We start from the raw sequence: 25,370 nt of genomic DNA, 5'->3' as shown, positions 1-25,370 counted from the left end.
GAAGGTGATGTTAAACGTCTTTATACAATACCTTGGCATTGCGCTGATAGTTGTAAGCGCTTTTCATCGGTTCGGGCAAATCGTCGATTTCGCACGGCGCAAAACCGCGCTCGACGAACCAATGTACGGTTTGCGTGGAACGTACGAACAAGCGGCGAATAGTTTCGGATTTGGCTTTGTTGCTTAGATAGTCCAACAAGCTGTTGCCGCGCGCGCCTTTTTGATAGTCGGCATGCACTGCCAAACAAGCAATCTCTGCGCTGTTGCCGTCGGCCATTACATGAAACGCCGTGCAGCCGATGATCAAGCCATCACGCTCGATGACTATATAGTCGCCAATTTCCATCTCCAGCTTTTCCCGCGAACGCTTGACCAGGATGCCCTGCTGCTCCAAAGGTTTGATCAACTCCATGATGCCGCCGATGTCGTCCAATGTCGCTGCCCGTATAGTTTCGAAGGCGTTAGAGCTGATCAGCGTACCAATACCGTCGCGGGTAAACAGTTCCAGTAGCAGGGCGCCGTCCACATGCCGATTGATCAAGTGCGCGCGCTGAACGCCTTTTTCGCAGCTTTGCATCGCGGCGCGCAAGGAGCGGGCGACTTCATCCGGAACAGTTGGTGTCTCTTGCAATAGTGCTGAAACCTGAGCCGTGGTGAGCTGTTGGATGGGGTGATTATCGCCAGGCGATACGCAATTTTGTTCGGTCAACAAAATCAACTTTTCGGCTTGCAAGGCGATGGCGACTTCGGTTGCCACTTCCTCGGCCGACAGATTAAAGATTTCGCCGCTGGGTGAATAACCGATAGGCGAAATCAGTACTACGTTTTGTTGATCCAATTGTTGATGGATGGCTTGGGCGTCTATGCGCCGCACCTTGCCGGTGTGGCAATAGTCGATGCCATCCAGTACGCCTAAGGGTTTGGCGGTGACGAAATTGCCGGATGCGACACGAATCTTCGCGCCGGCCATCGGCGAGCCGGAAACGCCCATCGACAATAACGCTTCGATTTCCACCCGCACTAAACCTGCCGCTTGTTTGACGTATTGCAGCGTGGTGGCATCGGTAATCCGCAAATGGTGGTGAAACTGCGGTGTGTTGCCGTGAACGGATACCTGTTCGTCGATTTGCGGGCGAATGCCGTGCACTAGTACCAGCCGGACGCCCAGACTCCTCAGCAACGCGAAGTCGTGAATCAGATTGTCGAAATCCGGCTCCGTTACCGCATTGCCGCCGAAAAAGATCACAAATGTGCGATTGCGGTGCGCGTGGATGTAGGGCGATGAATTTCTGAACCAATTAACGAAAGTTGATTGATGTTCCATGGAGTGTTTACGAATCGTTTGCTATGTTGCCGGTTGCTTAGTTTAACTTTGCCGGCGTTAAAACCCAATCAGGGCTGGTTATTTGGTTTTTTTCCAACGGCTGGCCACATAATCCAGCGCTTCTTGAATGTTCAGGTCCCGAGTGCCGCCGCCGGTTCGCACGAAGAATTTGGGGGTGTTGCTCTGCGTCAGAAACACGGGCCGGTGTGAAGGGGAGACAATAACCCGGCAGACATCACGGTCGGCCAATTTATGAAAAAGCACGTGGATCAGCGGGCACAAATCGGCCCCCAGATGGGTGGAGACGGCTGTGATCAAAGTTTGCTCGAAACCATCATGGTCGGGTTTTTTTAGGGTTTGGAAATCCGAGTCCAGGCCGAGGACTTCGCCATTGTCGGCCACGCCGATCAGCAAGGTCCCGCCAACCGGACTGTTAAAGAAACCGGCCAGGGTTTTCATAATCACGCCTTCCAGGGCCTTATTGACCCGCTGCTCCTGAATATCCCAGCGTAGCGACGATTTAAACTCCAGCAACGGTCCTTCGCCTTGGCGGATGATGGTTGGTAAATCTTTTTCCAGCTCGACTTTCAACGCATCCAAAGCGACCAACCGCTTGTGCAGTATCTGATAAAAACCCAGCGACAGCAGACCCAGTATCGCGCCGATTTCGGCATAGAACAGAATCAGGTTGTTCTGATTAATTTGGCCGGTCATTACCTCTTTGAACTGGCTCAATACGAATTCGATAGAGGACAGCGGGTCAGAGTTGCGCTCGCGCGAGCTGATGTAATCGTAACTGGGCGCCAATAAAAATATTCCCATGCCGGCACCTATCCAGCCGGCTACGAAATAGATTTTCAGCTTTTGTTTCCAGATATAGAGCAGTTGGAGGAGGAAGCGTTTCATCAGCGATTCGGATTAAGGCCCAAGTTAGGGCGGTGATGGATCAATTACTCGGTTGAGCCGATTTGATCGCTTCAGTCGCAATCTGTACCAGAAATGATGCACTGGCCTTTTCTGGGGGTACGGCGCTGAAAATTTTGACGAGGGTTATCAGGCGTTAACCGGAATAGTGAGGCTGCTTCCAGATATTTTGGAAGCAGCAGATGACCACATGTTCGTTGATATGCAAAGTTAAAGACTTGATGGTGTTTTAGAGGCCAAAATCATCAAGCCTTTACGCGGCATCGTCAACTTACTGATCTTCGAGTCTGGACAAATCGCGCACCGCACCCTTGTCGGCGGATGTGGCAAAAAAAGCATATGCCTTCAGCGCCACTGACACTTTGCGTGGACGTGGCTTGGCTGGTTTCCAGCCGAGTTTTTCCTGTTCGGTCCGGCGCTGGGACAGTTCCTCGTCGCTCACCAGTACGTTGATCGTGCGATTGGGAATATCAATGCGGATACGGTCGCCATTTTTTACCAAACCAATCGCGCCACCAGCTGCCGCTTCCGGTGAGCAGTGGCCGATGGACAAACCGGAGGTGCCGCCGGAAAAACGGCCGTCGGTCAATAGCGCGCAAGCCTTGCCCAAGCCTTTGGACTTGATGTAACTGGTTGGGTAGAGCATTTCCTGCATGCCAGGGCCGCCTTTGGGGCCTTCGTAACGCACCACTACTACATCGCCGGCTTTGACTTTGTTATTGAGGATGTTTTCTACCGCTTCATCTTGCGATTCTACGACATGAGCATTGCCTTCAAATACCAGTAGACTGTCATCGACGCCGGCGGTTTTGATCACGCAGCCATCCAGAGCGATATTGCCGTGCAATACCGCTAACCCGCCTTCCTGGCTGAAGGCATGGTCAATGGAGCGGATACAGCCTGCGGCACGATCAGTGTCCAGGCTGGGCCAGCGGGTGTTCTGACTAAACGCCACTTGCGTAGGAATACCAGCGGGGCCAGCCATATAAAAAGTTTTTACGGCATCGTCGGGGTTGGCGGTAATGTCCCATTGTGCCAGAGCATCGCCGAGAGTTTTGGCGTGCACGGTGGGTACATCGGTGTGCAAGCGGCCCGCCCGGTTCAGTTCGGCCAGAATCGCCATGATGCCGCCGGCGCGATGCACGTCTTCGATATGATATTTGTCGGTGTTGGGCGCGACCTTGCACAATTGCGGCACCACTCTGGACATGCGATCAATATCCGCCATGGTGAAATCGATGCCGGCTTCTTGAGCAATAGCCAGTAGATGCAAGATGGTGTTAGTGGAGCCGCCCATGGCAATGTCCAGGGCAATCGCATTTTCAAAGGCTTTAAAACCCACCGCGCGCGGCAGCACCGATGCGTCATTTTGCTCGTAATATTGTTTGGCCAGTTCGACGATACGGCGGCCGGCTTGTTTGAACAATTGTTCGCGATCGGCATGGGTGGCTAACATGGTACCGTTGCCCGGCAACGATAAGCCCAGCGCTTCGGTCAGGCAGTTCATCGAATTGGCGGTGAACATGCCGGAACAGGAGCCGCAAGTCGGGCAGGCCGAGCGTTCGACAGCAGCCAGGTCGGTGTCGGATACTTTGCTGTCTGCGGCCATGACCATGGCGTCCACCAAGTCCAGCCTCTTGATGTCCGCGCTTTCCGCCAACCTTACTTTACCGGCTTCCATCGGGCCGCCGGAGACAAAGATCACCGGAATATTGATGCGCATAGCCGCCATCAACATGCCCGGGGTGATTTTGTCGCAGTTGGATATACAGACAATCGCATCGGCGCAATGCGCATTGACCATGTACTCGACGCTGTCGGCAATCAAATCGCGGCTGGGCAGGCTATACAACATGCCGTCGTGACCCATGGCAATGCCGTCGTCAACCGCGATGGTGTTGAATTCTTTGGCGACGCCGCCCGCCAGTTCAATCTCGCGTGCGACCAATTGACCAAGATCTTTTAAATGTACGTGGCCCGGCACGAACTGAGTGAAAGAATTGGCTACTGCGATAATCGGTTTATTGAAATCGCCGTCTTTCATGCCGGTGGCGCGCCACAACGCGCGCGCGCCAGCCATGTTGCGGCCTTGAGTGGTGGTATGAGAACGGTATGCAGGCATGGTGATTCCAGATGAAAGCAAAAGCGGCGCTTAAACTGCCGCGGGAAAGGGCGTCATTTGAAGCAGGGCGGTCCTGCGGCTAATTCGTTTAAAACTAAAAACTATCCCAGCCGCTGGAACGGCGGCGCCAGCTGAGTTTGGGCAGAATAAAGCCCAGCAATACGCCGAACAAAGCCAAGCCGCCGCCGTACAAAAACCAGTCCTGGTTACTGCTGTCGGTCAATGCCTGATTTTCGCGTTTTAATTGTTGTAGTTCGCGCTCGACGGAGATGACGCGCTCCTGCAATTGGTCGCGCTGTTGTTTGAGTTGTATCGCATTGGCGGCGGTTTGCTGAAGTTCGCTAAGGTCGGCGCTGAGCTTATCGCGTTCTTTGCCAATTTCCTGGCTGTTGGCTTGTCCGGCTTTAAGTTGTTTGTTTTCTTCCTGGAGCGCTTCGAGTTTTTTGCTGACGGCTTCCAGTTGATTGCGGGCGCTGGGTTCGCCGGTCAGGTAGCGGCTGAGAATGAATCCCTCCGCGCCGCTGCTGGTTTGTATATAGGTATAGCCGTTTTCGGTACTTTCTTGCAATACGCTGACTGGGATGCCGTTTTCCAACATTTTGACGATCTTGGTGCGCTCACTTTCGCCGCTGCGCAACGGCACCTCAACTTTGTCGGTGACGTAGGCGGTTCTTGCCATGGCAAGCGGGCTAATCAGCAGACAGGCAAACAGGTAGGCAAAAGTTTTTTTCACAGTATCACTCTTCGTTCGGCGTAAAGAAAGCGGCGATTCTAGCGAAATTATCGGCAGATGAGAAATTCCAGTAGCGCTTTCTGAGCGTGCAGGCGATTCTCGGCTTCCGGAAATATCACGCTTTGTGGACCATCAATCACCTCGGCTGTCACTTCTTCGCCGCGATGTGCCGGCAGGCAGTGCATGAACAGCGCATCGGTTTTGGCGGCAGCCATGGTTTTGCTGTTGACCTGAAAATCCTTAAATACGAATTCGCGTTTTTTTTGTTCCTCTTCCTGTCCCATGCTGGCCCAGACGTCCGTCACCACTAAATCGGCTTGCTGTGCCGCTTGCTCCGGCGTATTGAAAAACGCCACTCTATGTCCGGCGGCATCGACGATACTTTGCTGCGGACGGTAATCGACAGGGCAGGCGATGTTCAATTTAAAATCGAATTGGCGAGCCGCATTGATATAGGAATGGCACATATTATTGCCGTCGCCTATCCAGGCTACGGTTTTGCCGGCGATGTCGCCGCGCAGTTCGAAATAGGTTTGCATATCGGCCAGCAATTGACACGGGTGCAGCAAATCGGTCAGGCCGTTGATGACGGGTACTTGCGAGTGCTTGGCAAAGGTGGTGACCGTTTCGTGATTGTTGGTGCGCAGCATAATACAGTCCACCATACTGGAGATCACCTTGGCACTATCTTCCAAGGGTTCGCCGCGGCCGAGTTGCGTGTCTCTGGGTGATAGAAACAGGGCGCTGCCGCCGAATTGGGCCATGCCTGCTTCGAAGGAGATACGGGTGCGGGTCGAGGATTTTTCGAAAATCATCGCCAGCACTTTACCTTTGAAGGGCTGATAGTCCGGGGTGCGATGCAATTTGAGCTGAATGGCCCGTTGAATCAGGTTGTGTAGTTCGGCGCTGGACAAATCCAGCAGACTGATGAAGTGTCTGGGTTGCATGGTTATTGTCTGCAAAATGCCTGAATGAGCGCTGTCAGGGTGTCTGTCAGCGTTGATATTTGCGCGTCGTCGATGATTAGCGGCGGCAGCAAACGGATAGTGTTGTCGGCAGTGACGTTGATTAATAAGCCTTCCGCCAAGGCTTTTCCGACCAATTCGCCGCAAGGCCGATCCAGTTCAATGCCTATCATCAAACCTTTATGGCGAATATCGACGATATGCGGGGTGTCTGCCAGTGCGTTTTTGAAGCGCTGGAAAATTTGTTCGCCTTTTGATTGCGCATCGGCGATCAAGGTGCTGGTTGATAAAGTTTCCAGTACCGCTAAGGCCGCGCTGCACGCCAGTGGATTGCCGCCAAACGTCGAGCCGTGATTGCCGGCTTGTAACACGTCCGCTGCTTTGCCGCGCGCCAGGCAAGCGCCAATCGGCACGCCGTTACCCAAGGCTTTAGCCATCGTACATACATCCGGCAGGATGCCGTTATGTTGATAAGCCAGAAAGCGCCCGGTACGGCCGGCGCCGGTTTGAATTTCGTCCAGCATCATCAGCAGATTGTGCCGATCACATAGTGCGCGAATTTGGTTTAAGTAATCCGCCGCCGGAATATTCACCCCGCCTTCGCCTTGCACCGGTTCAACCAGGATCGCGACGATGTTTTTATCGGCGGCGAGAGCTGCTTCGATAGCCGACATGTCGTTATACGGCACATGAGTAAACCCGGCCAACAGCGGCGCGAAGCCTTGCTTGATCTTGGTGTTGCCGGTGGCGCTCAGCGTGCCCATAGTCCGGCCATGGAAGCTTTTTTCCATGGTCAACACTACTGGGTTTTCAACGCCTTGCTGGTGGCCGTATTTGCGGGCGATTTTTATCGCCGCTTCGTTGGCTTCGGCGCCGGAATTGCTGAAAAACACATTATCCATGCCGCTTAGCTCGATCAGTCTATCCGCCAGTTGCGACTGCAGCTCTACGCCGTAAAGATTGGAGGTATGCAGCAAGGTTTTGCTTTGCCGGCAGAGCGCTTCATGCACGGCCGGATGGGCGTGGCCGAGGTTGCACACGGCAATGCCGGCGACCGAGTCGAGATAGCGGCGTCCATCGGTATCCCACAACCACGCGCCTTCGCCGCGTGTAAAAGTGACCGACTGGCGGGCATAGGTAGGCATGATGTGACTGGTCATTGTGCTAAGACTCTGAAAGTGTTTTGAAAAACGCTATTCGCTCGAAAAAAGCGCGCGATTATATTTTTTTCATCCCGCGTACGCAATAAATACTTTTCCTCAAAATCCGGTGTTTTGCCGTATGTCCGCAGCAATAGTCGAGCGATTTGCCGGAAATTTTCGCGTGTCTGGGCGTTTGTTATAAATCTGTAACATTGATGCTTTAAATTCTCAGAAATTAAGTTGTTTCGACCGGTTTGAGTTTGCCGGCGATTAATCACAAAGGACTTGCGTTGAACGACAACGAACATCTTTTAGACGATAAAAAACACATCGTTTCGATCCGGTTGAACAATTCCGACCGGATTGCCGTGCGTGCCATGGCCGCTCGGCTGTTTGTGCGTGAGTCGGAATTGTACCGGTTTGCGGTCTACCATTTGCTGAATCGGTTACACAAGCTGCATGAAGACTCGTGTGTCGGTAGCGATTTGTTACCGTTATTCATCGAGTTTAAGGACGAGCTCAACACGCATTTGGGCTTAAAAAAGCATCAGCTATTCAAGATTTTTAACGGCAAGAACCCCGATCCGGAAAAATTCGTATCAATGGCCGATATTGAGCTGTTGTTATTGCCGCAACACGCGGTGCGTCAGCGCTTGCAACAAATGAACGAGGCTGCCGGGCAGCGCAGAGCCGACACCAACGCCTGGCTTTTGGAATATTTGAAGGATAAATATCACTTCAGCGTGTATGACGCGGATACGGAGTTGCCGTTTCTGGATGCGCTGGCGCTGGAAAATAGATAAATCGTCAGTCATTCAGCTATCTCGGCCGTCATCGGTTCGGCGGAAGCTGAGAATTTTCCAAATGTTCTCTAGCACAGTGTGTCTGCGAATGTGTATGGCTGGACAGTAATAGGGCGTTTTAGCTATGCTCAGCAAACTTAATTGTTTTGTTGCGCGGAGGCGGCATGTCATTGACCCCATCTTTGTTTCCGGAATTGATTCAAGCGTTGATTGAGACCATTGATGCGCATGCCGAAGAAGTAACCGAACTGGATCAAGCGATAGGCGACGGCGACCATGTGTTTAATTTACAGCGTGGTTTGCAGGCCTTACGCGAGCATGCCGGTGAGATAGCGACACTCGACTGGGTGGCGGCTTGGCAGAAAATCGGTATGACGGTGATGGCTGCTGTCGGTGGTGCGTCCGGATCTTTGTACGCGACTTTGTTCATCGTGTTGGCAAAGAATGCTAAGGACAAGCTTATCGATCTTGCTGGGTTTTCTGATGCATTTTTGCAGGCAGTCGAGGCTGTGAAGCAACGCGGCAAGTCTGATGTTGGTGAGAAGACCATGCTGGATGTGCTAGTGCCGGTCGCCAAGGCGTTGCGGGAGCTTGCGGCTGCGGGTAAGCCGCTGGCCGAGATTCTGGATAGCCTAAGCCTGGTGGCGGCAGAAGGCGTGGAAGCGACTCGGGACATGCTTGCCACCAAGGGCCGCGCCTCGTTTCTGGGCGAGCGCAGCAAGGGCCATATCGATGCCGGTGCCAAGACTGCGCAGTTGATGATCGCGGCGATTGCCGAGGTGTTGAAAAACGCCCAGGCGCAAGCCGCTTAGGTCGTTAACCGTTTCAACAACCCCAGCGCAACGCAGCGGTATTCACCGGTGCATCCCACAAACCCAGCATTTCTTCGTCCAGCTTCGTCAGCGTTAGCGAACAACCTGCCATATCCAGTGACGTAGTAAAGTTGCCTACCAGAGAGCGCTGGACGATCACGCCGCGTTCGCTGAAATATTGCCAGGCCAATTCGTAAATCAAATGTAGCTCTATCAATGGTGTGGCGCCGAAGCCGTTCACATGCAGCAACACGGCTTGACCGGCGGCCGGTTGCAATTCATCGCAAATATGTCCGGCTAATTGGTCGACAATTTCGCTGGCGCTCACCAGCTTCTTTGTCTCGCGGCCGCGTTCGCCGTGGATGCCGACACCTAACTCGATTTCGTCGTCGGCAATAGCAAAAGTTGGATGGCCCAAGGCCGGCACCGTACAACTGGTCAAGGCGACACCCATCGAGGCGGTTGCTTGATTGACCCGTTCGCCCAGTGCCTTGCAGGTGGCTAAGTCAGCGCCGGATTCGGCGGCGGCGCCGACGATTTTCTCGACGATGGTGGTGCCGGCCACGCCTCTACGGCCGATGCTGTGGGTTTTGGGTAAGGAGATGTCGTCGTCAATCAAAACGCTGGCGTTGGGCAGGTCCAGCATCTCGGCGGCCATTTCAAAATTCATCACATCACCGGCATAATTTTTAACTATAAACAGCACGCCAGCGCCGCCGTCCATGGCTTGCGCCGCGGCCAGCATCTGATCAGGCGTTGGTGAAGTAAATACCTGTCCGGGGCAGGCGGCATCCAGCATGCCGACGCCGACGAAGCCGCTGTGCAGCGGTTCATGACCGGAGCCGCCGCCGGAAATCAGCGCGACTTTGCCGGTTTTACGCACGTTGCGATATACAAATCGCGGCTCAGGATTGAATTGCACGATGTCGGCATGGGCTTTGGCAAAGCCCTGCAGGCTGGTTTGCAGTAAGGTGTCCGGGCTGTCGATAAATTTTTTCATGATTCGCCTCCGCTGTTAGGGCGTGGAATGAGCTTAGAGTTTGCTGTGGCGCAAGCTTTCGGTGATGTCGCGTATGTCCGGCATAATCCAGGTTGGACCGAAATCCGCTGCAGCGACATCTTGTTCGGTGGATACGCCGCTGAGCACCATTAGGCTGCGGATACCGGTGCGCACTGCGCCAAGAATGTCGGTATCCAGCCGATCACCGATAGCGACAGTATAGGCGGGGTCGACATTCAGCAGGTTCAATGCTTGTCGGTAAATGATGGGCTCCGGCTTGCCGATAATCATCGGTTTAATGCCGGTGGAGGCGGTCAAGCCTGCCAAAATGGCGCCATTGCCGTGGGTTTCGCCGCGTTCGGTCGGTAGCGAAAGGTCGCCGTTGGTGCCGATGAAGTGCGCGCCGGCTCGCAGATTCAGGGTGGCGGTGGCCAGTTTGTCCCAGCTTAATTCTCTGTCCATGCCGCAAACAACCAGATGCGCGCGCTGTTCGGGCTCGGTCTCGTAAAGTCCGGTAAGTTTAAATCCCAAATCCAATAGAGGCTGGCGGGCACCAATGCCGCCGATTACAAATACGCGAGTATTCTGTGGGTCGTAGCGTTCGGACAAATATAGCGCGGTGGCCATGCCAGAAGTCAGAATCTCGTTTAGTGCGATTGTTACGCCCATTTTTGCCAGCTTATCGACATACTGTTCCGCTGTCAGGCTGGCGTTATTGGTGGCCAGGATGAAGGGTAGCTTTAGTTCGCGCAGAGTCTGAAAAAAATCTACGAGTCCGGCTTGAGCTCGGTCGCCGTGCCAAAGTACCCCATCCATGTCTATGATCAGGGCGCGGATGTCGGTGAAAGCTTGCATAAACGGTCTCGGTTGTTTGGGTTGTTTAAATGGGGTTTGTGTCTGCAAAGTCTGATATTTGGCGCTAAAAATGTCAGGAATTTGCGGTGCGGAAGAATTGCATACATCACCGCCTGCTGTCCAGTTAGCCGGGATTGGTGGTATTTTCCTTGACTAATTGTTTGTAACCTAGTTTAATGCGCGGCTCTTGACGCCCAGGTAGCTCAGTCGGTAGAGCAGAGGACTGAAAATCCTCGTGTCGACAGTTCGATTCTGTCCCTGGGCACCATTCTGGTTTTAGGTTAAGTCGCTGCCCAGGTAGCTCAGTCGGTAGAGCAGAGGACTGAAAATCCTCGTGTCGACAGTTCGATTCTGTCCCTGGGCACCACCTGAACAAATATTCCCCTCGCAATAGCGTTTGATCGGCTAGAGTCTCTCAAATCCAAGATTTTCTTTGTTTCAGTCGGTAAGTAGCTGACGAATAGCGGCTCGGTTCAATGCCATACCTTTGGACGATTTCGATGGTGAGCGAGTCTGCGGGCTCTGTCTCCTGTGTCATCCTTGTAAATTTCGGTGTGAATACAATTCTGTCGAGAGTGCAGGTTTCAGGATTTAGCCAAGTACTTGTAGGGTGGCGTGGAATGTCGATTTACATCCTTGAAAGATATGGTTATAATTCGGTTTTTAATTTTTCGCCGCAGTTTTTGAGGCGGTAAATTGTTTCCTGATAAGCGTGGTTTTTTGAGATTATTGTCTCGATAAACGAGTGAGTTCTCCTCAATGCTGTTTCAGGCGTGGTTTTGCTAAGAAAGCCCCTTTCAGGGGTTTTTTCTTTTGTGGGCTTTCGAAAAACGCGAAGCCCGCGGGTTTTGGTTGTTTATGGAAGAGCCTGAGGCTCTTTTTTTTTGGGTTTGAAAAGGTGAGGCGTTAATGAAACAGGCTCCTGAACATTTGGTGGAATTGATCGAGCCAATTGTGGAAGGTCTTGGCTATGAGTGTGTGGGGATAGAGTACAACCCGCATCCAACACACGGCATGTTGCGCATTTATATCGACAGCGACAATGGGATATTGCTGGACGATTGCACCAAGGTTAGCCACCAGATTAGCGGGGTGCTGGATGTCGAAGATCCGATTCAAGGTGAATACCATCTGGAAGTATCCTCGCCGGGTGCGGATCGGCCGTTTTTCAAACTCAGCCAATTTCAACGTTTTTTGGGGAGCACTGTGCTGGTGAGCTTATTCAAGCCCATCGATAAACGCCGCAAAATTACCGGCCAGATCAAGGTGGTCGAAGACGATGCCATTCTGGTACAGGAAGGTGAGCAGTTGTTAAAAATCCCGTTTCAGGCAATGAGCAAGGCACGCTTGGTGCCGGATTACATAATCAATAAAGGAGGTCGCAGTGGCAAATAAAGAAATTTTATTGGTGGCAGATGTTTTTGCTAACGAAAAAGAAATAGACAAGGAAATTATCTTTCAGGCCATTGAATCCGCTTTGGAAGCGGCGACTGTCAAGCGTTACGAAAATCCAATTAAAGCTAGAGTAGCCATTGATCGGCATACTGGTGATTACTTGACTTATCGGCGGTGGTTGGTCGTCGATGCGAATCCCGAGATTAACGGCGACGTCGAACATCCTGGCTGGCAGGTGTTGCTGGAAGTTGCGCAATTCGATAATCCTAATATTCAAGTCGGCGACTACGTAGAAGAAGAAATCGAATCGGTCGATTTTTGCCGGATTGCCGCGCAGACTGCCAAGCAAGTCATTATTCAAAAAGTTCGCGAAGCCGAGCGCAAGAAAATTGTCGAAGCCTATCAGGACCGGGTTGGCGAGTTGGTCACCGGTGTTGTCAAACGCTTGGAGAAAGGCAGTGTTTACCTGGATTTGGGTGGTCATGTCGAAGCCTATATTGCCCGGGAAGATATGATCCCGAAAGAGCCGGTTAGAATGGGTGATAGGGTGCGTGGCTATTTGAAAGCCGTACGTTCCGAGCCACGCGGTCCGCAGCTGTTTGTTAGCCGTACCGCGCCGGAATTATTGATTGCGCTGTTTCGTTTGGAAGTACCGGAAGTCGGTGAAGGTTTGATTGATATTTTGGCGGCGGCTCGCGATCCCGGTTCCCGCGCAAAAATCGCTGTCAGAGCCAACGATCCGCGCCTGGACCCCGTTGGTGCTTGTGTCGGTATGCGTGGCTCCAGGGTTCAAGCCATCTCTAATGAATTGGCGGGCGAGCGGGTCGATATTATTTTATGGAACAGCAACGACGCGCAATTCGTGATTAATGCCATGTCGCCGGCCGAAATTCAATCGATTGTGGTCGACGAAGATAAGCACAGCATGGACGTGGCGGTGGCTACCGACAGTTTGTCGCAAGCCATCGGTCGTGGCGGCCAAAACGTGCGTCTGGCTACCGAATTGACCGGTTGGGAATTAAACATTCAAGATGCTGCGCAAGTAGATAAAAACCACGACGAAGCTGCCGCCAAATCCAAACAGCAGTTCATGGAGTTGTTGGATGTCGATGAAGAAATCGCCAGTATTTTGGTTGATGTGGGATTGAATAACATTGAGGAAATTGCGTACATCCCCGTCGACGAAATGCTGGAAATCGAAGGCTTCGACGAAGAGTTGGTGGAAGCTTTGCGCACTCGCGCCAAGGATGCTTTGTTAATCAGTGCTATCGCATCCGAAGAAAAAATTGAAACCGCCGTGCCTAGCGAGGAATTGTTGAGCATGGATGGGATGGACGAAGAGTTGGCGCACCAAATGGCGGCCAAGGGCATTGTGACTTTGGACGATTTGGCGGAGCAGGCGATAGACGACATTATCGAATTTACCGGCATGACCGAGGAGCGTGCTGGTAAACTAATCATGAAAGCCCGCGAATCTTGGTTCGCAGAGGATAAGGGCTGAGGCAGGAGGATACTATGAGCGATAAAACAGTACAGGAATTGGCAGAGGTTGTTGGCATCCCTTTGGAGCGTTTTATAGAACAATTGAAGGAAGCCGGCTTGACCGCCAGCGCGCCCGATGATGTGATAAACGACGAAGAGAAAGTCAAATTACTCGCGCATTTGCGCAAGCGCCACGGCAAGTCGGACGCCGATCAGGAAGCCGCCGCCCCCAAACGCATTACTTTGAAACGCAGTACCAAAACCGAATTAAGGCAATCCTCACCGCCGGGTACCGCGGTGAAAACCGTCAGTGTCGAGGTGCGCAAGCAAAAGACTTATATCAAGCGCAGCGATGCCTCCTCTGTAAACGACGAAATAAGACAGGCCGAATTAGCCAAACAAGCTTTGGAAGAACAGAGACGGCAACAAGCGATCGAAGAAGAAAAGCGTAAGCAATTGCACGAACAGAAGGCTGTTCAGTCTGCCGCAGAAGAGCAAGTGGTGGTCAGCGCGGAAATTGCTCAGTCGGTTGATGCGGCCGCACCCGCTGTGACGGTGAGCGCGGAACCGGTTGCTGCAGAGCAGCAGGTGACCGAGGCATTGCCGGTTGCTGCCGAAGCCCAGCCTGAGCGGGTCGCTAAGGCTGAAGCACCCGCGCCGATTGCGGCGCCGGAGCTGACCGAAGAGCAGCGTCTGGAAAAAGAAAAGAAAGAAAGGCTGGAAGCTGCGGTGCAAAGAACCGCGGAAAAAGTCAAACAAAAAGCCGAAGCCAAGCAGCAACAAACCACGCTGCATAAGAAAAAAGCCGAATTCAAGCCCACCCGCGGCCCATCTACCGATGGTGATATTGGCGGCGGCGGTGATGCCGCGCGTCGCGGGGGCAAAGGTAAAAAAGGCAAGGCGCCATCGCGTCGGGAAAAACCTGAATTCGAGATCGATGTCAATCAGGCTCGACATAAGTTTGAGAAGCCGGTGGCGCCGACTGTGTATGACGTCACCATTCCGGAAACCATCGTGGTTTCGGATTTGGCTGCAAAAATGAACATCAAGGCTGCCGAAGTTATCAAGCATTTGATGAAGCTGGGCATCATGTCCACGATCAATCAAACCATCGACCAAGAAACGGCGGTGATTTTGGTTGAGGAAATGGGCCACAAAGCCATCATGCAGAGCGAGGATGACTTTGAACAGGAAATGCTGGCCGAGGTGCAAGGTGATAGCGACGAACGTAAAGTTCAGCTGAGAGCGCCTATTGTCACCATCATGGGTCACGTTGACCACGGTAAAACCTCTTTACTGGATTACATCCGCAAAACCCGGGTTGCTGCCGGCGAAGCGGGCGGGATTACCCAACACATTGGTGCTTACCAGGTTAAAACCGACCACGGTGCGGTCACATTTCTGGATACGCCAGGCCATGCCGCGTTTACCGCGATGCGGGCGCGTGGTGCGGAAGTAACAGACATCGTGATCGTAGTGGTGGCTGCTGACGACGGTGTGATGCCGCAAACCAGAGAAGCCATCGATCATGCGCGCGCCGCGAATGTGCCCATCATCGTGGCCTTGAACAAAATCGATAAACCGGAAGCGAATCCGGACCGCGTCATGCAAGAACTGGCCAACTTGAATGTGGTGCCGGAAGAGTGGGGCGGCGATGTGCAATTCCTGAGGGTATCGGCGAAAGTGGGTACCGGTATTGATGAATTGATCGAAGCGCTGATCGTTCAGGCGGAAGTGCTGGAATTGAAAGCGCCGGTCGATGGCATCGCCTCCGGTATTTGTATCGAATCGCGTCTGGATAGAGGCCGCGGCGCGGTGGCGACGATATTGATTCAAAAAGGTACGTTGAGCAAAGGCGAGTTCGTCCTCTGCGGTCACGAATATGGCCGGATAAGGGCAATGTTCGACGAAAACGCCCACGCTATTAAGTCGGCTGGGCCTAGTATGCCTGTGGAGATTCTTGGCTTGTCCGGTACCCCGGATGCGGGTGATGAATTCCTGGTGGTTCAGAATGAACGGGTTGCTAGAGAGCTTGCCGCTCACCGGGAAGATCGCAAACGCTCCACCCGTCACGCTGCGCAACATGCGTCAAAATTGGACGACGTGTTCTCGCGGATGTCCGCCGGCGAAACGTCCACACTTAACGTCGTTATCAAAACCGACGTGCAAGGTAGTTTGGAAGCCTTGCGTGAGTCTTTGGTTGGCTTGTCCACCGAAGAGGTGCAAGTTAAATGCATCTACGGTGGTGTTGGTGGTATCAACGAAGGCGATGCTAACCTGGCATTGGCTTCCAGCGCGATCTTGATCGGTTTCAACGTGCGTGCCGATGCGGTGGCTCGTAAATTGATCGAAGAAAAAGACATCGATCTGCATTACTACAGCATCATCTACGAAGCGATCGATGAAGTGAAACGGGCGATCAGCGGGATGTTGGCGCCGGAAATTCAGGAAAAAATCGTCGGTCTGGCCGAAGTGCGGGACGTATTCCGTTCGCCGAAATTCGGCGCGGTGGCCGGTTGTATGGTTATCGACGGCTTCGTCAAACGCAATCTGCCGATTCGCGTATTGCGCAACAATGTGGTGATTTACGAAGGCCAGCTGGAATCCCTGCGCCGCTTCAAAGACGATGTCAATGAAGTGAAAATGGGCATGGAATGCGGTATCGGCGTGAAAAACTACAACGATGTGCAAAACGGCGACCAGATCGAAGTGTTTGAACGTATCGAAGTCAGACGGGAAATCTAATGGCAAGAGAGTTCGGCCGCAGTCAGCGGGTTGCATCGGAAATGCAGAAAGAGTTGGCGTCGATTTTACAGCGCGATGTCGATGACAGCCGTTTGGGTTTTGTCACGATTAACGACGTTGAGTTGTCCAAGGATTTAGCGGTCGCCAAGATATTCGTGACGGTGTTGGATGCCCAGGACGATGCCGCTAAGCGCGCGAATGTGAAGGTGTTGAACGAAATTTCGCCGTTTATTCGGCATGAGCTGGCTAGGCGCATGCGTTTGCGGCATATCTCGGAACTGCATTTTTACTATGACCACTCCTTCGACACCGGGATGCGCGTCGCCGAGTTACTGGGCGATTTGCATCACGACGAAATTAAGGATGCTGTTGCTGCGCCGGAAGCTGGAGCCGATAAACCGCAACAGGACGATTGATGGCAAAACGTAAGTCCGGGCGCGATGTACATGGCATCGTGCTGCTCGATAAACGTTTAGGCGCATCGTCCAATCAGGCCTTGCAGGAAGTCAGGCGATTATTTAATGCCAACAAGGCCGGGCATACCGGGGCGCTGGATCCTCTTGCTACCGGTTTGTTACCCTTGTGCTTCGGTGAGGCGACCAAGGTCTCGGCATTGATGCTGGATGACGATAAGCGTTATCAGGTAACGATACAATTGGGCGTGATGACCGATACCGGCGATAGCGAAGGTAAAATCGTCGCCGAAATGCCGGTGCCAACCCTGGATGGCGTGCAGTTGCAAGCTTGTTTGCAGTATTTCACCGGGCCGATCGAGCAGGTGCCGCCTATGTATTCGGCGCTCAAGCATCAAGGCAAAAAGTTGTACGAGTTGGCTAGGGAAGGCAAAACCGTGGACCGTCAGCCCAGGGTCATCACTATTTATGAATTGCAGCTGTTAAATTTCGATGCCGAATTGGGGCAATTGACGCTGGATGTATTTTGCTCTAAGGGTACTTATATTCGTTCGCTGGCGGAAGATATTGGTCACAGGCTAGGGACCTGCGGCACGGTAACTGCGTTACGCAGAACCAAGGCGGGTATGTTCGATCTGGAGCAAGCTTATACCTTGCAGCAGTTGCAGGCTATGGGCTTTGCAGAATTGCAGAATACCTTAATCGAACTGGATGTACCCCTGAAGGCGATCCCGGAGGTATCTTTGTCTACTGAGCAGGCCGAAAAAATCAAGCTTGGTCAGCGCATAGCCTTTAACGGCGGTATGGCCGGCCAGGTCAGAATATACTCGCCGCAGGCCTTTTTGGGGTTGGGAGAAATTCTATTGGATGGTAAACTAGCGTCGAAAAAACTATTTCATTTGGAAGATCAAACAACTTGATTTTCCGGGAAAAACCGCAAAGTTTCTACACCCTATTGTGGAGATAGCGGCTACACGGTCATCAAACGATGGCCTTTATTCAATCAAAATTAATCGATAGGGATTAAGAATGTCATTAACCGCAGAACAAAAAAAAGCCATTGTTGAAGAATACCGTTTGTCGGATACGGATACAGGTTCAACCGAAGTCCAAGTTGCTTTGTTGACCGCCAACATTAACCAACTGACTCCGCATTTTGCGACCCATAAAAAAGACAACCACTCGCGCCGCGGCTTGCTGCGCATGGTAAACCAACGCCGTAAATTGCTGGATTACCTGAAAGACACAGATGTGGCTCGTTATCGTTCGTTGATCGAACGTTTGGGCATTCGTAAGTAGCACAAACTGGAAACGGCGCATCGGGCGCCGTTTCTGCTTTAAGGCAAATTTTTAGCATAACCTTTAAACAAAGGAACCTTATAGTGAATCCTATCAGGAAACAATTTCAGTACGGCGATCGTCTCGTCACCTTAGAAACCGGCGAAATTGCCCGCCAAGCCAACGGCGCGGTAATCATTGATGTCGAAGGTACCACTCTGTTGGTGACCGTGGTCGGCAAAAAAGAAAGCAGCGGTGGCGACTTTTTCCCGCTGACGGTGGATTATCAGGAAAAAGCCTTTGCCGCGGGTAAAATTCCTGGCGGCTTTTTCAAACGCGAAGGCCGCCCAAGCGAAAACGAAACGCTGATCTCGCGCCTGATCGATCGTCCGATCCGTCCGTTGTTTCCCGAAGGCTTTACCAACGAAGTCCAAATCATTGCCACCGTGCTGTCCTTGAATCCGGAAATCGATACCGAAGCGCCGGCCATCATTGGTGCGTCCGCTGCGCTGGCGGTGTCCGGTTTGCCGTTTAATGGCCCGCTGGGCGCCGCAACTATCGGCTATATCGATGGCCAATATGTGCTGAACCCCACGTTGCCGCAACTGAAGGAGTCGCGTTTGCGCCTGATGGTTGCCGGTACCTCCAAAGCCGTATTGATGGTAGAGTCGGAGGCGGATGTGCTACCGGAAGACGTGATGCTGGGCGCGGTATTGTTCGGCCACGAGCAAATGCAGGTTGCGATCAATGCGATCAATGAATTTGCTGCAGAAGCAGCTGCACCGGCAATAACCTGGACAGCACCTGCGGATAACGAAGCATTGAAAGCCGCTGTTGCCGCTGAAGCCGAAGCGCAAATCAAATCGGCCTATCAAATCCCCGAGAAACTGGCTAGACAGGATGCCCTAAGCGCAATCCGTGGTGCCGTGGTCGAAAAACTCACCGCCGAAGGTCTCTACGACGAAAAAGACATCCGCAACGTCATCGAAACCTTGGAATACAATGTTGTGCGTGGTGCGATTCTGAACGACCGCAAACGTATCGACGGCCGCGACCTGACCACTGTTCGGCCAATCACGATCCGTACCGGCGTGCTACCCAGAACCCACGGTTCGGCGTTGTTCACTCGCGGCGAAACCCAAGCCTTGGTCGTCGCGACTTTGGGCACCGAGCGCGATGCGCAAATCATCGATGCGCTGGCCGGCGAATATAAAGATACTTTCCTGTTCCATTACAACTTCCCACCGTTCAGCGTTGGCGAAACCGGCCGTACCGGCTCGCCGAAGCGCCGTGAAATCGGCCACGGTCGTCTGGCCAAGCGCGGCGTGCAATCGGTATTGCCAAACATGGGCGAGTTCCCTTACGTCCTGCGCGTCGTATCGGAAATCACCGAATCCAACGGCTCCAGTTCCATGGCCTCTGTCTGCGGTAGCAGCTTGGCTTTGATGGACGCCGGCGTGCCGATCAAGGCGCCCGTTGCCGGTATTGCGATGGGTTTGATCAAGGAAGGCGATCAATTTGCAGTATTGTCCGACATCCTGGGCGACGAAGATCACTTAGGCGATATGGACTTTAAAGTGGCCGGTTCCGAAAACGGCGTCACCGCGCTGCAAATGGACATCAAGATCGACGGTATCACCGCCGAAATCATGAAAGTGGCGCTGGAACAAGCCAAACAAGGCCGTCTGCACATTTTGGGTGAGATGAACAAAGCTCTGGCCAGCACCCGTTCCGAAATGTCCGACTTTGCGCCGCGCATTATCACCTTCAAAATCGATCCGGCTAAAATCCGCGAAGTCATCGGTAAAGGCGGCGTGACTATTCGCGCCATTACCGAAGCCACTGGCGCCAGCATCGATTTGACCGACGACGGCGTGGTCAACGTAGCCTCTGTCGACAGAGCCGCGGGCGAAGAAGCCAGACGCATGATCGAAGAAATCACCGCCGAAGTCGAAGTGGGCAAAACCTACGAAGGCAAAGTGGTGCGTTTGATGGACTTTGGTGCGTTCGTGACCATTCTGCCGGGCAAGGACGGTTTGGTGCATATTTCGCAAATCTCCGACGAACGTGTGGAAAAAGTCAGCGACAAACTGTCGGAAGGCGATGTCGTTAAAGTCAAAGTACTGGAAATCGACCGTCAAGGCCGCGTACGCTTGAGCATGAAAGAAGTCGATAGCGAATAAGTTCGGTTCGACTCTGCAACGAAAAGGGCCGCAAGGCCCTTTTTTTGTGGCTGAAACTCAGAATCTTATGTTGCCGCGCTTGTGATGCTTTTGAATCGTAATTACCGGGGACTACGAATGTCTGTTGACTTTTTAGGCGGGGCTCAGCAGTATTGACTCTTAATCGTCCTGTTAAAACGGTTGAGCAATATGGGTCTTTTACGAATCAGTGCTCACAGTTTAATTCTATTCGGAGGTCACAAAGCGCTATGAGCACTGCCAAATTCGATACGATTGGACAATACCTCCTCAAGCGCCTATATCAAGCCGGTGTAAAAGACATCTTTGGCGTGCCTGGCGACTATGTGTTGGGGTTTTATGATCTGATGATAAAAAGTCAGGTTCGGCATATCGGCACCACCCGAGAAGATTCCGCAGCCTTCGCGGCCGACGGTTATGCGCGTTGCGCGGGCATGGGCGCGTTGGCGGTGACATACGGCGTTGGTGCCTTAAACACAGTGAATGCGATTGCCGGCGCTTATGCAGAATCCTCGCCGGTGGTACTGATCAGTGGCGCGCCCGGCGTTGGCGAGCAGAAAGACGATCCGTTGATTCACCATCGATTTGGGCCGTTTACTTTTCAGCGGGAAATTTTCGAACGGATTAGCTGCGCGTCGGTGGTGCTAAACGACCCGGTGATCGCCTTTCGGCAAATCGACCATGCTATCGAAGCCGCGCGCCGTTTTTGCAAGCCGGTATACATCGAGCTTCCCCGCGACTTGGTAATGGCGGAAGGCTATCCCATGCCGACTGAGTCAGTAGAACAGTTTACCAGTGACCAAACTGCTCTATCCGAAGCGCTTGCCGAAACCATGGCGTTATTATCCAAAGCGAAGTCGCCGATGATCGTGGCGGGTGTTGAATTGCATCGACGCGGGCTGCAAAGCGCTTTGGCGGATTTCGTGGAGCGTACCGGTTTGCCCGTGGTCGCCACGCTAACCGGTAAATCGGTGATGTCCGAACGGCATCCGGCTTATCTGGGGATTTACGAAGGCGCGATGAGTTCGGAGGCCGTGCGTGATAGAGTCGAAAAGTCAGATTTGCTGTTGATGTTGGGTGTAACCTTGAACGAGATCGATACCGGTATCTACACGGCAAAACTCAATTCCCATTCAACCATTCGCGCGGCATTGAACGAAGTGGTAATCAGCGCGCATCGTTATCCAGGCATTGCCTTGGAAGACTTTCTCGGGGCTTTAGCCGGCTCGGTTAATACCTCCGGAACCAGTTGCGTATCCATTCCGGAACCGTTAAAAAACCATGCTTTTCCGGAATCGGACCGGCCAATCACCACTGCCAGACTCGTCGAGCGGCTGAATAGTGCGTTAAGTAACGACATGATCGTGGTGTGTGATGTCGGCGATTGCCTGTTCGCAGCTATTGATTTGCGCGTCCACGAGCAAAGCGAATTTTTGGCGTCGGCTTTTTACACCACGATGGGTTTTGCTGTGCCGGCTGCGTTAGGGGCGCAAATCGCGCGTCCAGATCGGCGGGCATTGATTTTAGTCGGCGATGGGGCGTTTCAAATGACCGGCACCGAGCTGTCGACTCATGCCCGCTTGGGATTGAATCCTATCGTAGTGGTATTTAACAACGACGGTTACAGTACGGAGCGTTGTATTCTTGAAGGTCCATTCAACGATATTAATCCATGGCGTTTTGATCGTTTGGGAGAGCTATTTGGGCCTTTAGCCGGCTACGATGCGCGAACGGAAGCTGAATTTGAAGAGGCTCTGTTCAATGCCCTGAATAACCAAAGCATGCCCAGTATCATTAATGTCCATCTGGCAGCCAACGATTCGTCGGAAGCGATGAAGCGTCTTGCCGAGCATTTGCAATCGAAGATCAAAAGAGAGGTTTGAAGCGAGGCTTGTGTTCTCTGCCATCCGATCCGCCGGTAGGTAATACAATCGGCTTGCCGCGTCGAATTTTCAGCAGAGTGCATCTAAACTGATTCACTCACTTACTACTCATCCGTCGCGCTATGCAAATTGCCAACTGTTATCTCGAGCCAGCCAGCTACGCCGTTGATTTTGAGGACATATGTTATGTGCGAAATTTGGTGTTCGTTGTCGAACAGCAAATACCGTTAGAAGTGGAGTTCGACAAACTTGATGCGGAATGCCATCATTTTTTAGTGCGGGATGCGGATTATCGGCCAATCGCTACGTGTCGACTTTCGCCGGAGGGCAAGCTTGGACGAATGGCGGTTCTACTCGAATGGCGCGGACAAGGTGTTGGTGAATCTTTGTTGCGTGCAGCAATCGACAAAGCGCGTAACTTGGGGCTGACTACTATTACCGCCAACGCGCAACTTAGCGCATTGAGGTTCTACCAAAAATTCGGTTTTGTCGCGGAAGGTGAAGGGTTTGCTGAAGCCGGCATTCCGCATCAGGCTATCAGGCTTATATTGCAGCCGCTTGAGCAAACGGTGCGATCAGCACCTCAGGTTCGAGAGGTTTCTGTTGAAGCTGCCAGGCTGGAGACAGTTGAATCGATCTTAACCGCTACCCGGCAATTGGTGATGGAGGCTCGTCGGCAGATTTGTATCTACAGCCGGGATCTGGACTTTGTTTTATATGGACAAAAAGACCTTGTCGAGGCTCTGAAACAATTTACTCTCGGCAATCGTAACGCCAGTGTGCAGATTATCGTTCAGGAACCAGCCAGCCTGCGTCATCAGGTTCATCCTATCGTGGAATTAGCTCAGCGCTTACCGTCATATTTTTTGATTCGTGTGCCCGATGAAGCTGAAGATTTGCAATATCCTTCTGCTTTTATCATCAACGATAGCGACGGCTATTTATTTCGCTTGCTGGGTAATCGCTACGATGGGCATTGGAGTCCTAATTTGCCGGCACGTCATCGGCCATTGCGCGAAGAGTTTGAGCGGGTCTGGCAGCGTTCAAGTGCTTGTGCGGAATTTAGGGCATTGAGTTTGTAATTTTTGATCTTCCTCGTGCGCATATAAAAAACCCGCCTAACGGCGGGTTTTTGTGCTGAATCAATTGACTTAACCAGGTTCGCTGATTATTTCAATGTCTGTTGGGCTTTACCATCCACTTCCAACTGTACTCGGCGGTTATTGGCGCGGCCTTCTTCGGTTTCGTTAGTATCGATAGGCCTATCCCAGCTATAACCGTGTGAAGTGATATTGGCAGAGTGGCTGCCTTTGGTCAGGTATTTCTTAACCGCCAATGCCCGGCGCTCCGACAAGTCCAGGTTGTGTTTGTACGAACCGGTATTGCTGGTATGGCCTTGAACTTCAAACGCCATGTCAGGATACTGTTTGATGCGGTCAACGACTTTATCCAGTTTTGGGAAATACTGCGGTTTGATCACGTCTTTGTCGTTATCGAATTTCACATCAACGATCCAGCAGCCGTAAATGCTGACTTCAACGCCCGGTAATGTAGTCGGACATTTATCAACGCAGTTATTTACGCCGTCTTTGTCGTCATCCATTTTTGAGCAATCCAGTTTCGCTGGAGCCGGTACTGGAGTGGGCGGCGGGGTTGGTTCGGCTTTTGCGACAACTGCTTTAGGTTTTTCGCCGAACGGGACCACGAAACCCAGATTAACCGTCATGTCGTGAAACTCTTCAGTGCCGGGTTGTAATTTGGCGTTGAAGTTGTTGTTGTAACGATAACGGACGTCGCTGCGAATCAGGAAGTTGTCATGCAATTCATAAGTAAAACCCGCACCCGCTTCGCCGATGAAGCCCGCGCCGCTGTCGCCATTGTGGGTGCTATTGATGCCACCCACGCCGATTACTGCATAAGGCGAGAATTTATCTCTAAACAAATAATACTGCGCGTCGACAGTACCGCCGGTCAAATCCCAGTTGCCATTGCTTTTAGCACCTTCCAGGTTTTGGTACAAACCTCTGATCTCAATGTTCAGATGTTCGTTGATGATCTTACCCAGGCCCAAACCGCCGCCCCAACCGCTATGCGCATTACGATCACCGCCCGGTTGCACGAAAGTGCCGAAGGGCGCCGCGTACCATCTGTCGTCAAGGAACTCGTCGGCTTGTGCCGTCGACACGGAACCGAGCGCCGCCATCATGGCGATTGCCAGTAAACTTTTCTTCAACATAAAGACTCCTTTTGTTATTTGTAAAAAATAGATAATTCGTTGCTTTTGAGAGGGAGTAATAAAGCCATGGTTAGAAAAATAGGCTTTAAAAATCAAAGGGAATTGCAGATTCTGCTAAGCATGTTGTAAAAATACCACAATTTTGGCTATTAGCAAACGTTTAGGTTTATCCGGTGCCAGTATTTGCGGTATTCCAGTCGGCTGTTTCCGGGCTTGGGTTATGGTAATTTGGAAAGTCCGGGCTAGGACCGCTTGCGGTCAAGCAGTCGCTTATTCTCTCCGGATAAGGTTATTCCGGCGAAGACGGAAGTAAGGATGTTGTAGATACACAAGTTAATAAGCAAAGCGAGCGACGCAAGAAATCTGGGGCTCAGGTAAAATTCCGCCAATTTGAGTGTTTATCGTTTTATGACTTATTCATCCTATTTCAAGCAAGACTGCCGAGCATGCCCGCGGTTAAGCGAATTTCTCTGTGAAGTGAAGGCGAAATATCCTGCTTATCACGCCTTGCCGGTGTCACCGTTCGGCGATCCGCAAGCGCACTTGCTAGTCGTTGGTCTGGCGCCTGGCATGCACGGCGCGAATGCCACCGGCAGACCGTTTACCGGCGACTATGCCGGTCTGTTGCTGTATCAGGCTTTGTATGATTTTGGTTATAGCAATCAATTAGCATCGACGAGTTTGGCCGATGGTTTGCAGCTGAGCAATTGTCGGATTACCAACGCCGTGAAATGTTTGCCGCCGCAAAACAAACCCACCGGCGATGAAATTAAACAATGCAATCCTTATCTGGCGGCCGAAATTAAAACTCTACCGAAACATTCGGTGATTTTGGCTTTGGGTAATATCGCCCATCAGGCGGTATTGCGAGCATACGGCTTGAAGAGTAGTGCGGCTAAGTTTGCTCATCATGTCAGCTTTGAATTGCCGGACGGCAACACGCTGGTCAGTTCTTACCATTGCAGTCGCTATAACGTGCAGACCAAGCGCCTGAGCATGGAGATGCTGGCGGCGGTGTTTGTAAGCATTCAAAACTTGCTATCTGCCGGTGACTGAA

The 25,370-nt window shown here is 52.3% G+C and carries 21 protein-coding genes and 2 tRNA genes; 14 read left to right on the top strand and 9 right to left on the bottom strand.

What is annotated here, in order from left to right:
• Nucleotides 1-10: 10 nt before the first annotated feature.
• From argA to QLH52_RS03635, 6 genes are all read right to left on the bottom strand, one after another.
• On the bottom strand, nucleotides 11-1,324 hold the full coding sequence (gene argA / locus QLH52_RS03660) for an amino-acid N-acetyltransferase (RefSeq protein ID WP_319960567.1): 1,314 nt from the start codon (nucleotides 1,322-1,324) through the stop codon (nucleotides 11-13).
• Nucleotides 1,325-1,402: 78 nt separating this feature from the next.
• Entirely contained in the window at nucleotides 1,403-2,230 is an 828-nt protein-coding gene (locus QLH52_RS03655) for an AlbA family DNA-binding domain-containing protein (RefSeq protein WP_319960566.1), read from the bottom strand.
• Between the two features lie 289 nt (nucleotides 2,231-2,519).
• A complete protein-coding gene (ilvD, locus tag QLH52_RS03650; protein ID WP_319960565.1) occupies nucleotides 2,520-4,370 on the bottom strand; it encodes a dihydroxy-acid dehydratase in 1,851 nt (616 codons plus the stop codon).
• 94 nt (nucleotides 4,371-4,464) lie between these two features.
• Nucleotides 4,465-5,103, bottom strand: coding sequence for a TIGR04211 family SH3 domain-containing protein (locus tag QLH52_RS03645; RefSeq protein WP_084153328.1), 639 nt, complete (start codon nucleotides 5,101-5,103; stop codon nucleotides 4,465-4,467).
• A 47-nt stretch (nucleotides 5,104-5,150) separates the two neighbouring features.
• Nucleotides 5,151-6,050 (bottom strand): ornithine carbamoyltransferase, encoded by a 900-nt coding sequence (gene argF, locus QLH52_RS03640; protein ID WP_319960564.1) that lies wholly within the window; start codon nucleotides 6,048-6,050, stop codon nucleotides 5,151-5,153.
• Nucleotides 6,051-6,052: 2 nt separating this feature from the next.
• Nucleotides 6,053-7,228, bottom strand: coding sequence for an acetylornithine transaminase (locus tag QLH52_RS03635; protein ID WP_319960563.1), 1,176 nt, complete (start codon nucleotides 7,226-7,228; stop codon nucleotides 6,053-6,055).
• A gap of 272 nt (nucleotides 7,229-7,500) precedes the next feature.
• Here QLH52_RS03635 and QLH52_RS03630 point away from each other — a divergent pair, with 272 nt between their 5' ends.
• Nucleotides 7,501-8,013, top strand: a complete 513-nt coding sequence (locus tag QLH52_RS03630) for a hypothetical protein (protein ID WP_225893059.1) — start codon at nucleotides 7,501-7,503, stop codon at nucleotides 8,011-8,013.
• A gap of 164 nt (nucleotides 8,014-8,177) precedes the next feature.
• Nucleotides 8,178-8,825 carry a dihydroxyacetone kinase subunit DhaL gene (dhaL, locus tag QLH52_RS03625; protein ID WP_319960562.1) on the top strand — a complete coding sequence of 216 codons (648 nt, stop codon included), beginning with the start codon at nucleotides 8,178-8,180 and terminating at the stop codon, nucleotides 8,823-8,825.
• Between the two features lie 13 nt (nucleotides 8,826-8,838).
• Here dhaL and dhaK read toward each other — a convergent pair whose 3' ends face one another.
• Nucleotides 8,839-9,825, bottom strand: a complete 987-nt coding sequence (gene dhaK / locus QLH52_RS03620) for a dihydroxyacetone kinase subunit DhaK (RefSeq protein WP_319960561.1) — start codon at nucleotides 9,823-9,825, stop codon at nucleotides 8,839-8,841.
• Nucleotides 9,826-9,858: 33 nt separating this feature from the next.
• Nucleotides 9,859-10,680, bottom strand: coding sequence for an HAD-IIA family hydrolase (locus tag QLH52_RS03615; protein ID WP_319960560.1), 822 nt, complete (start codon nucleotides 10,678-10,680; stop codon nucleotides 9,859-9,861).
• 192 nt (nucleotides 10,681-10,872) lie between these two features.
• On the opposite strand from QLH52_RS03615, the gene QLH52_RS03610 reads away from it, so the two are divergent.
• The 11 genes from QLH52_RS03610 (at nucleotide 10,873) to QLH52_RS03560 (ending at nucleotide 23,159) form a co-directional block, all read left to right on the top strand.
• Nucleotides 10,873-10,948 (top strand) — tRNA-Phe (locus tag QLH52_RS03610).
• Between the two features lie 23 nt (nucleotides 10,949-10,971).
• A tRNA-Phe gene (locus QLH52_RS03605) sits at nucleotides 10,972-11,047 on the top strand.
• Between the two features lie 542 nt (nucleotides 11,048-11,589).
• Complete coding sequence (gene rimP / locus QLH52_RS03600) at nucleotides 11,590-12,075, top strand: ribosome maturation factor RimP (RefSeq protein ID WP_319960559.1); 486 nt, start codon at nucleotides 11,590-11,592, stop codon at nucleotides 12,073-12,075.
• Nucleotides 12,065-13,576: a transcription termination factor NusA gene (nusA, locus tag QLH52_RS03595; RefSeq protein WP_319960558.1), complete on the top strand. Its 1,512-nt coding sequence runs from the start codon at nucleotides 12,065-12,067 to the stop codon at nucleotides 13,574-13,576. Before rimP ends, nusA begins: the two co-directional genes overlap by 11 nt.
• 14 nt (nucleotides 13,577-13,590) lie before the next feature.
• Nucleotides 13,591-16,302: a translation initiation factor IF-2 gene (infB, locus tag QLH52_RS03590; RefSeq protein WP_319960557.1), complete on the top strand. Its 2,712-nt coding sequence runs from the start codon at nucleotides 13,591-13,593 to the stop codon at nucleotides 16,300-16,302.
• The gene (gene rbfA, locus QLH52_RS03585) at nucleotides 16,302-16,718 is read left to right on the top strand and encodes a 30S ribosome-binding factor RbfA (RefSeq protein ID WP_319960556.1); all 417 of its coding nucleotides are present in this window, start codon (nucleotides 16,302-16,304) and stop codon (nucleotides 16,716-16,718) included. The genes infB and rbfA overlap by 1 nt, the downstream gene beginning before the upstream one ends.
• Nucleotides 16,718-17,635, top strand: coding sequence for a tRNA pseudouridine(55) synthase TruB (gene truB / locus QLH52_RS03580; RefSeq protein ID WP_319960555.1), 918 nt, complete (start codon nucleotides 16,718-16,720; stop codon nucleotides 17,633-17,635). Before rbfA ends, truB begins: the two co-directional genes overlap by 1 nt.
• A 109-nt stretch (nucleotides 17,636-17,744) precedes the next feature.
• The gene (gene rpsO / locus QLH52_RS03575) at nucleotides 17,745-18,014 is read left to right on the top strand and encodes a 30S ribosomal protein S15 (protein ID WP_171694720.1); all 270 of its coding nucleotides are present in this window, start codon (nucleotides 17,745-17,747) and stop codon (nucleotides 18,012-18,014) included.
• 83 nt (nucleotides 18,015-18,097) lie between these two features.
• Nucleotides 18,098-20,176: a polyribonucleotide nucleotidyltransferase gene (gene pnp, locus QLH52_RS03570; protein ID WP_319960554.1), complete on the top strand. Its 2,079-nt coding sequence runs from the start codon at nucleotides 18,098-18,100 to the stop codon at nucleotides 20,174-20,176.
• 248 nt (nucleotides 20,177-20,424) lie between these two features.
• Nucleotides 20,425-22,077 (top strand): alpha-keto acid decarboxylase family protein, encoded by a 1,653-nt coding sequence (locus QLH52_RS03565; protein WP_319960553.1) that lies wholly within the window; start codon nucleotides 20,425-20,427, stop codon nucleotides 22,075-22,077.
• A gap of 188 nt (nucleotides 22,078-22,265) precedes the next feature.
• Nucleotides 22,266-23,159 (top strand): GNAT family N-acetyltransferase, encoded by an 894-nt coding sequence (locus QLH52_RS03560; protein ID WP_319960552.1) that lies wholly within the window; start codon nucleotides 22,266-22,268, stop codon nucleotides 23,157-23,159.
• Between the two features lie 86 nt (nucleotides 23,160-23,245).
• Here QLH52_RS03560 and QLH52_RS03555 read toward each other — a convergent pair whose 3' ends face one another.
• Complete coding sequence (locus QLH52_RS03555) at nucleotides 23,246-24,313, bottom strand: OmpA family protein (RefSeq protein ID WP_319960551.1); 1,068 nt, start codon at nucleotides 24,311-24,313, stop codon at nucleotides 23,246-23,248.
• 408 nt (nucleotides 24,314-24,721) lie between these two features.
• On the opposite strand from QLH52_RS03555, the gene QLH52_RS03550 reads away from it, so the two are divergent.
• A complete protein-coding gene (locus QLH52_RS03550; protein WP_319960550.1) occupies nucleotides 24,722-25,369 on the top strand; it encodes a uracil-DNA glycosylase in 648 nt (215 codons plus the stop codon).
• The last annotated feature ends 1 nt before the right edge of the window (nucleotide 25,370 follow it).

Source organism: Methylomonas defluvii (assembly GCF_033949435.1).
In the GTDB taxonomy this organism is placed as follows: Bacteria; Pseudomonadota; Gammaproteobacteria; order Methylococcales; family Methylomonadaceae; genus Methylomonas; species Methylomonas defluvii.
This window is presented reverse-complemented; position numbering and strand designations above follow the sequence as displayed.

What these genes read in the sequence shown, in the direction of transcription:
- QLH52_RS03550 (WP_319960550.1), top strand. Translation starts at nt 24,722, where the DNA reads ATGACTTATTCATCCTATTTCAAGCAAGACTGCCGAGCATGCCCGCGG.
- rbfA (WP_319960556.1), top strand. Translation starts at nt 16,302, where the DNA reads ATGGCAAGAGAGTTCGGCCGCAGTCAGCGGGTTGCATCGGAAATGCAG.
- QLH52_RS03565 (WP_319960553.1), top strand. Translation starts at nt 20,425, where the DNA reads ATGAGCACTGCCAAATTCGATACGATTGGACAATACCTCCTCAAGCGC.
- rpsO (WP_171694720.1), top strand. Translation starts at nt 17,745, where the DNA reads ATGTCATTAACCGCAGAACAAAAAAAAGCCATTGTTGAAGAATACCGT.
- QLH52_RS03655 (WP_319960566.1), bottom strand. Translation starts at nt 2,230, where the DNA reads ATGAAACGCTTCCTCCTCCAACTGCTCTATATCTGGAAACAAAAGCTG.
- argF (WP_319960564.1), bottom strand. Translation starts at nt 6,050, where the DNA reads ATGCAACCCAGACACTTCATCAGTCTGCTGGATTTGTCCAGCGCCGAA.
- dhaL (WP_319960562.1), top strand. Translation starts at nt 8,178, where the DNA reads ATGTCATTGACCCCATCTTTGTTTCCGGAATTGATTCAAGCGTTGATT.
- argA (WP_319960567.1), bottom strand. Translation starts at nt 1,324, where the DNA reads ATGGAACATCAATCAACTTTCGTTAATTGGTTCAGAAATTCATCGCCC.
- QLH52_RS03555 (WP_319960551.1), bottom strand. Translation starts at nt 24,313, where the DNA reads ATGTTGAAGAAAAGTTTACTGGCAATCGCCATGATGGCGGCGCTCGGT.
- truB (WP_319960555.1), top strand. Translation starts at nt 16,718, where the DNA reads ATGGCAAAACGTAAGTCCGGGCGCGATGTACATGGCATCGTGCTGCTC.
- QLH52_RS03615 (WP_319960560.1), bottom strand. Translation starts at nt 10,680, where the DNA reads ATGCAAGCTTTCACCGACATCCGCGCCCTGATCATAGACATGGATGGG.
- dhaK (WP_319960561.1), bottom strand. Translation starts at nt 9,825, where the DNA reads ATGAAAAAATTTATCGACAGCCCGGACACCTTACTGCAAACCAGCCTG.
- ilvD (WP_319960565.1), bottom strand. Translation starts at nt 4,370, where the DNA reads ATGCCTGCATACCGTTCTCATACCACCACTCAAGGCCGCAACATGGCT.
- QLH52_RS03635 (WP_319960563.1), bottom strand. Translation starts at nt 7,228, where the DNA reads ATGACCAGTCACATCATGCCTACCTATGCCCGCCAGTCGGTCACTTTT.
- infB (WP_319960557.1), top strand. Translation starts at nt 13,591, where the DNA reads ATGAGCGATAAAACAGTACAGGAATTGGCAGAGGTTGTTGGCATCCCT.
- rimP (WP_319960559.1), top strand. Translation starts at nt 11,590, where the DNA reads ATGAAACAGGCTCCTGAACATTTGGTGGAATTGATCGAGCCAATTGTG.